We start from the raw sequence: 6,043 nt of genomic DNA, 5'->3' as shown, positions 1-6,043 counted from the left end.
CGCGCGGTTTCGGCGGCGGCGGCACGGTGCCGCTCGCGCCGCTCACGCACACGTTTACGCATTTCCGGCTCGAGATCGAGCCGCGGCTGAGCGACATGGCCGACGGTGGCGGGCTGCCTTCGGGCGCGCGGGATGCGGACACCGCCTGGGTGCCGCTGAGCCGGCTCGACGCATACGGCGTGCCGGCGCCGGTGCGCAAGCTGCTCGATGCGCTGAGCGGGCCGCTGCTGTAACGAAGGGGAAGGGCGCGCTTTCAACGAAACGCGGGGCGGCCCGACATTTTCCGTACGGAAGGAAGTCCGCTCGGAGACCGGGCGCGAAGTGGCGGTCCGGGAGCGCTGAGGAGAACGCCGGGCCACCGCAAGCTTTCCGTCCTGAAGGAAGCGGCTTTGGGGGAGATTCCTTCCGAAGTCTCGCGTGAAGCGACGGGGCAGGGGCGCGCTCAGGAAAACGCCGGACCGTCCCAAGTTTTCTTGACCCCCTCGTGGGGCCTGGAGCGGAGCGACAGGTCCGGGGGCCTTTATAGCCAGCCGTGCCGGCCGAGCACGTGGTGCACGGCGTCGATGCGCGCGCCGACGTCCGGAAACTCCATCAGCTTCTGCCGCGCGCGCAGGTCGAGCGGCAGCAGTTCCGCGAGGCGGTTCGACACCCAGCTCGGATCGTCGAGGCGGAACGGTTCGCCGAACGGCATTTTCTCCGGTTCGGACTTCTTCAGCGCGTCGATGATGCGCTCGAGCACCTCGGCGCACGAGCCGAACTGCGCGAGCGTTTGCTCGCCTTCGAGCGGGATGTCGTCGGGCAGCGGTTCCGCGATGCCGACCAGCAGCCCGTTGCCTTCGACGCGATACGACAGCAGCTCGAAACGCTGCGTGCCGACCGTCTGCAGGTACAGCATCCCGAATTCGCCGGTGTCGCACTCGGTGATGCGCGCCATGCAGCCGATGGTCTCGGGCACCGACACGGCGCCGTCCTGCGCGACTTCGGGCCCGCTCTTCAGCAGGCACACGCCGAACGGTGCGTCGTCGCGCAGGCACGCGCGGGACATGTCGAGATAGCGCGCCTCGAACACCTTGAGCGGGAGCAGGCCCCCCGGAAACAGCACCGTGTGCAGCGGAAACAGCGGCAGGTCGATCAGGGTGGTCGATAGGGAGGACATGGCGCGCGGGCGTTGGGGCGTGCGTCGCTAGGGTCGGTCGACCTCGGAGACGAGCCGCGACGACGCGTCGACATCCACTGGCGCGTCACGATGCCGCACGATCACGTTCGCCTCGTGCGCAAGGCGCGTGGCGAGCGTTTCCGCGATGAACACCGAACGATGCTGCCCGCCCGTGCAGCCAATGGCGACGGTCAGGTAGCTGCGGTTGTCATCGCGGAAGTGCGGCAGCCATTTCATCAGGAACGCATGGATGTCGTCGATCATCTGGTGGACGATCGGCAGTGCGTCGAGAAAGGCGATGACCGGCTGGTCGAGCCCGGTGAGCGGGCGCAACTCGTGGTCGTAGTACGGATTCGGCAGCGCGCGCACGTCGAACATCAGGTCGGCGTCGAGCGGCACGCCGCGCTTGAAGCCGAACGATTCGAACATCACCATCAGGTCGTTGTTCTTCTGCTCGATGAAGCGCTTGACCCACGTCCGCAGCGCGTTCGCGCGCAGCGTGCTCGTGTCGATCTGGTGGCCGAATTCGGCGAGCGGTGCGACGAGGTGGCGTTCGCGCTCGATCGCTTCCTCGAGCGACGACAGCAGGCCGACGTTCGCATCGTGCGACAGCGAACCGGACAGCGGATGGCGGCGGCGCGTTTCGGAGAAACGCTGGATCAGCGCCTGGGTGCTCGCGTTGAGGAACAGCACGCGCACGTCGTGCTCGCGCGACAGCTCGCGGATCAGGCCGGGCATTTCGTCGAGCGATGCACTCGAGCGCGCGTCGATCGCGACCGCGAGCCGGCGCTGGCCGTCCTCGGCGAGGTAGCGGGCAAGTTCGGGAAGCACGTGCGGCGGCAGGTTGTCGACGCAGTAATAGCCTGCGTCTTCGAGCGCGTTCAGCGCGACGGACTTGCCTGAGCCGGAGATGCCAGTGATAAGGACGATGCGCATGGGAAGCAGAGAATCCTGACGTTTCATCATAGCACCGGCTCGACGCGTCGGCGTTGCGCGGCCGGCGCGTGCGGGTTACACCAGTTTGCCGGGGAACTGACTGTCGGGATCTTGCATCGCGAGTCGTTGCCGATCCATGAAATCGCGCAATGTGTCGATTCCGCGCAACTGCAGGATCGTGTTCCGGACGGCCGCCTCGACCAGCACCGCGAGGTTGCGGCCCGCCGCGACCTGAATCGTGACCTTGCTGATCGGCAAGCCGAGCACGTCGACGGTCTGGCTTTCGAGCGGCAGGCGCTGGAATTCGCCGTCGGGGCGCCGCACGAGCTGGACGATCAGCTTCAGCTTCATTTTCCGCCGCACGGCGGTTTCGCCGAAGATGGTCTTGATGTCGAGCAGGCCGAGGCCGCGCACTTCGAGCAGGTTCTGCAGCAGCGGCGGGCAGCGCCCTTCGACGAAATCGGGGCCAAGTCGGACGAAATCGACCGCGTCGTCGGCGACGAGGCCGTGGCCGCGGCTGATCAGCTCCAGGCCGAGCTCGCTCTTGCCGAGGCCCGAATCGCCGGTCAGCAGCACGCCCATCCCGAGGATGTCGATGAACACGCCGTGCAGCGTCGCGCGCGGCGCGAGGATCCGCGACATGTAGAGCCGCAGGCTGTCGATCACCGCGGCGGCCGACATCGGCGTCGTGAACAGCGGGGTGGACGAGCGCGTGCACCGCAGCACGAGTTCGGGCGGCGCCGCGGCGCCGCCGGCGACGACGAGGAACGGCGGTTCGAGCGCGATCAGCTCGGCCATGTGGCGCGAGCGGTCTTCGTCGGTCTGCCGCTGGTAGTAGTCGATTTCGGCTTCGCCGAGCACCTGGATCCGGTTCGGGTGGATCAGGTTCAAGTGGCCGACGAGGTCGGCGCTCGAGGTGGCATTGCCGACGGTGTCGGCCGAAAAGCCGCGCTCCCAGCCTTCATGCCCCGTCAGCCAGCTCAGCTTCAGCGTGGCCGCGTTGTCGTCGAAGATGCTCTGGGCGTTGATGCTGGACGTATCCATGACTCTCGTCACTCCAATGGGCCGGTGCGTGCGCGCGGCGACGGGCGTCGCCATGCCGGGCCGGCGCCGGGCGGCCCTGAACGGCGGCGTGTGCCGCCGCGTACCGGAAAATATTCCGCCCGGATCAACTCAAGGTTGCCACTGAGTGAGCAGGCGATGCAACTCGGCGATATCCGTTTCGTTGTGCAGACGCTCACGCGCGTCGCGATCGGACAGCAGTTGCGCGATTTCCGACAGGATCTCGAGGTGCTGCTGGGTGGCTTGCTCGGGCACGAGCAGGAAAATCAGGAGGCCGACCGGCTGGCCGTCGGGGGCTTCGAACGGGATCGCATCGGCGAGCCGGACGAACGCGGCGAGCGGGTGCTTGAGACCCTTGATGCGCCCGTGCGGAATCGCGACACCTTCGCCGAGCCCGGTCGAGCCGAGGCGCTCGCGCGCGAACAGGTTGTCCGTGACGGTGCTGCGGGCGATGCCGTTCTGATTCTCGAACATCAGCCCGGCTTGTTCGAACACGCGTTTCTTGCTGGTGACTGAGAGGTCGATGACGACGTTCTCTATGGGCAGGATTTTGGCTAGGCGATTCATGTTGGCAGGCGATTGGGCGGCCTGGGGTCTCCTTGCGGCGGCAGACTGATTACCCATGTTCGGCGATATCAAGGCGTTTGGCATCGGCAACCTGCAACGCAGCTACCGCGTCCAGCGCCCCCCGGCGATAACCGGAACATTATAGAGCACAGCCGCGTGCGTGGCGCAGCGCGGACAGACCGGTTGCACCACGGCGGGAGTCGCAAAAAAAACGCCCGGCGAACCGGGCGACGTGTGTGTTGCGGTGAAGGTTACTGCGGCGGCAGTTCAATCTGGTCGATCGACGGTTGAAGCTTGATCGGGTCGTGCGCATGCGTTTGCAGGCGCTCCATGTGCTTGACGACCTGACGGTCCAGCTTGTCGATCAGCAGGTCGATCGCTGCATACAGGTTACCGTTCGCACTTTCGACGAAGATGTCCTTGCCCTTCAGGTGCAGGTTGATTTCTGCGCGCTGCTGCTTGTCCTTTTCCTTGTGGTTGTCGACCGAGAGGATCACAGTGCCATCGATCACCTGATCGCTATGCCGTAGCACCCGGTCCAGCTTGGTGATCACGTATTCGCGAATTGCAGGCGTGACTTCGAGATGATGTCCACTGATCTTCAGGTTCATAGTGCTTCTCCAAGCGAGTGACCACCCGGCCGCATCGAGGCGGCGCTCCGGTCGACTTGCCCGTGCCGCGCGAGGCGGTGTATCGCGGACAGGTCGCCCGGCCTGTTCCCCGTATGCGCGGTGGCCGGAACACGCCTGCCGCCGGGCAGGCAGCAGGCTTAAAGAGACTTGCGTAGATTCACTGCCGGGATCTTGAGGGCTTCGCGGTACTTCGCAACCGTGCGGCGCGCGACCACGAATCCTTGTTCTGCCAGCAGCTCGGCAATGCGGCTGTCCGAAAGTGGCGATTTAGGGTCTTCAGCTCCTATCAGTTGCTTGATGAGGGCTCGGATGGCCGTCGACGAAGCGGCGCCACCGGTGTCGGTCGAGACGTGAGATCCGAAGAAGTACTTAAATTCAAGCGTCCCGAACGGGGTCAGCATGTACTTCCCGGTTGTCACACGGCTGACAGTCGACTCGTGTAGGCCCAGCGTATCAGCTATTTCCCGCAAAACCAAGGGGCGCATGGCAATTTCACCGTGCGCAAAGAAGTTCTTTTGACGCTCGACAATCGCCTGCGCGACACGCAGGATCGTGTCGAATCGCTGCTGGATGTTTTTGATCAGCCAGCGTGCTTCCTGCAGCTGTTGCTTGAGCGAACCGGCCGACGGATCGCCGCGGCTGTTACGCAGGATGTTCGCGTAGAGGTTGTTGATCCGCAGCCGCGGCACGACCTCCGGATTGAGCTCCGCGAGCCATCCCTGGCCGGCCTTCTTCACGATGATGTCGGGCACGACGTAGTCGGCCTCGGCCTTGCCGTATGCGGCGCCGGGGAACGGCTCCAGCGAGCGGATCAGCGTGTGCGCGTCGCGCAGCGCGTCGTCGCTCGCCTTCAGGTGCTTACGCAACCGCGTGAAGTCGCGCGCGGCGAGCAGTTCGAGATGCTGCGACACGATCTCGAGCGCGAGCGTGCGCGTCGGGGACGGATCGAGGCGCAGCAACTGCAGCTTCAGGCATTCGGATGCCGAGCGGGCGCCAACCCCGGCCGGATCGAAGCTGTGCAGCAGCGCGAGCGCCGCGTTCAGTTCGTCGCAGTCGATCTCCAGCTCGGGCGGCAGGTCGGCGAGCACTTCGTCGAGCGTCGCGGTCAGGTAGCCGTCGTCGTCGAGCGATTCGATCAGGAACATCACGAGCGCACGATCGCGCGGGCTGGCCTGCGTGACGCGCAACTGCGCGGACAGGTGGTCGCGCAGCGACGTCGCCGCTTCCTGCACCTGCAGCGGCGGGAGGTCGTCGTCGTCGGACGCGCCGCTCGAGCGGCCGAATTCGTCGAGATTCCACTGCGGGCCGTCGTTGCCGTCGCCGGATGCGTAGCTGTCGTATTCATCCGCGCCGGCCGGCTCGTCGCGCTCGGCGCGATCGCTCGACGAACTGCCGCTGTTCATCGAAGCGGGCTCGGTGTTCTGTGCGGGAGGCGTCTGCGCGATCAACGATCCGTCCGCTGCGACACGCAGCGGGCTCGCGATCCATTCGTCGTCGTTCTCGAGCAGCGGGTTCTGCGCGACGGCCATCGCGACTTCCTGCTGCAATTCGAGCGTCGACAACTGCAGGAGCCGGATCGACTGCTGTAGCTGGGGCGTCAGCGCCAGATGTTGCGACAGGCGGAGTTGAAGGCTGGCTTTCATGGCGAGGAGGAGGTCATACCGGCAGTTTGCCACGACCCAGGCGCGTT

General features: G+C 65.6%; 7 protein-coding genes. 1 reads left to right on the top strand and 6 read right to left on the bottom strand.

Annotated features, from left to right (window positions below; translation table 11 throughout):
* On the top strand, positions 1 to 233 hold a 233-nt coding region (locus JYJ84_RS26295), incomplete at its 5' end, for an NUDIX domain-containing protein (RefSeq protein WP_205189629.1).
* A 287-nt stretch (positions 234 to 520) separates the two neighbouring features.
* On the opposite strand, the gene JYJ84_RS26290 is transcribed toward JYJ84_RS26295, so the two are convergent.
* The 6 genes from JYJ84_RS26290 to JYJ84_RS26265 form a co-directional block, all read right to left on the bottom strand.
* Positions 521 to 1,156, bottom strand: a complete 636-nt coding sequence (locus JYJ84_RS26290) for an LON peptidase substrate-binding domain-containing protein (protein WP_122946299.1) — start codon at positions 1,154 to 1,156, stop codon at positions 521 to 523.
* Positions 1,157 to 1,183: 27 nt separating this feature from the next.
* Positions 1,184 to 2,092 (bottom strand): RNase adapter RapZ, encoded by a 909-nt coding sequence (rapZ, locus tag JYJ84_RS26285; RefSeq protein ID WP_043187318.1) that lies wholly within the window; start codon positions 2,090 to 2,092, stop codon positions 1,184 to 1,186.
* 75 nt (positions 2,093 to 2,167) lie between these two features.
* Positions 2,168 to 3,136, bottom strand: coding sequence for an HPr(Ser) kinase/phosphatase (gene hprK / locus JYJ84_RS26280; protein WP_011353227.1), 969 nt, complete (start codon positions 3,134 to 3,136; stop codon positions 2,168 to 2,170).
* A gap of 129 nt (positions 3,137 to 3,265) precedes the next feature.
* A complete protein-coding gene (locus tag JYJ84_RS26275) occupies positions 3,266 to 3,805 on the bottom strand; it encodes a PTS sugar transporter subunit IIA (RefSeq protein ID WP_174955665.1) in 540 nt (179 codons plus the stop codon).
* Between the two features lie 167 nt (positions 3,806 to 3,972).
* A complete protein-coding gene (gene hpf, locus JYJ84_RS26270) occupies positions 3,973 to 4,332 on the bottom strand; it encodes a ribosome hibernation-promoting factor, HPF/YfiA family (protein ID WP_006477786.1) in 360 nt (119 codons plus the stop codon).
* A gap of 158 nt (positions 4,333 to 4,490) precedes the next feature.
* Complete coding sequence (locus tag JYJ84_RS26265; RefSeq protein ID WP_175221623.1) at positions 4,491 to 5,996, bottom strand: RNA polymerase factor sigma-54; 1,506 nt, start codon at positions 5,994 to 5,996, stop codon at positions 4,491 to 4,493.
* Positions 5,997 to 6,043: the final 47 nt, after the last annotated feature.

Origin of the sequence: Burkholderia sp. LMG 13014 (assembly GCF_905232215.1) — a bacterium.
Classification (GTDB): Bacteria; Pseudomonadota; Gammaproteobacteria; order Burkholderiales; family Burkholderiaceae; genus Burkholderia.
Note: the sequence above shows the minus strand (reverse complement) of the source record. Positions and strands in the feature narration are given on the sequence as shown.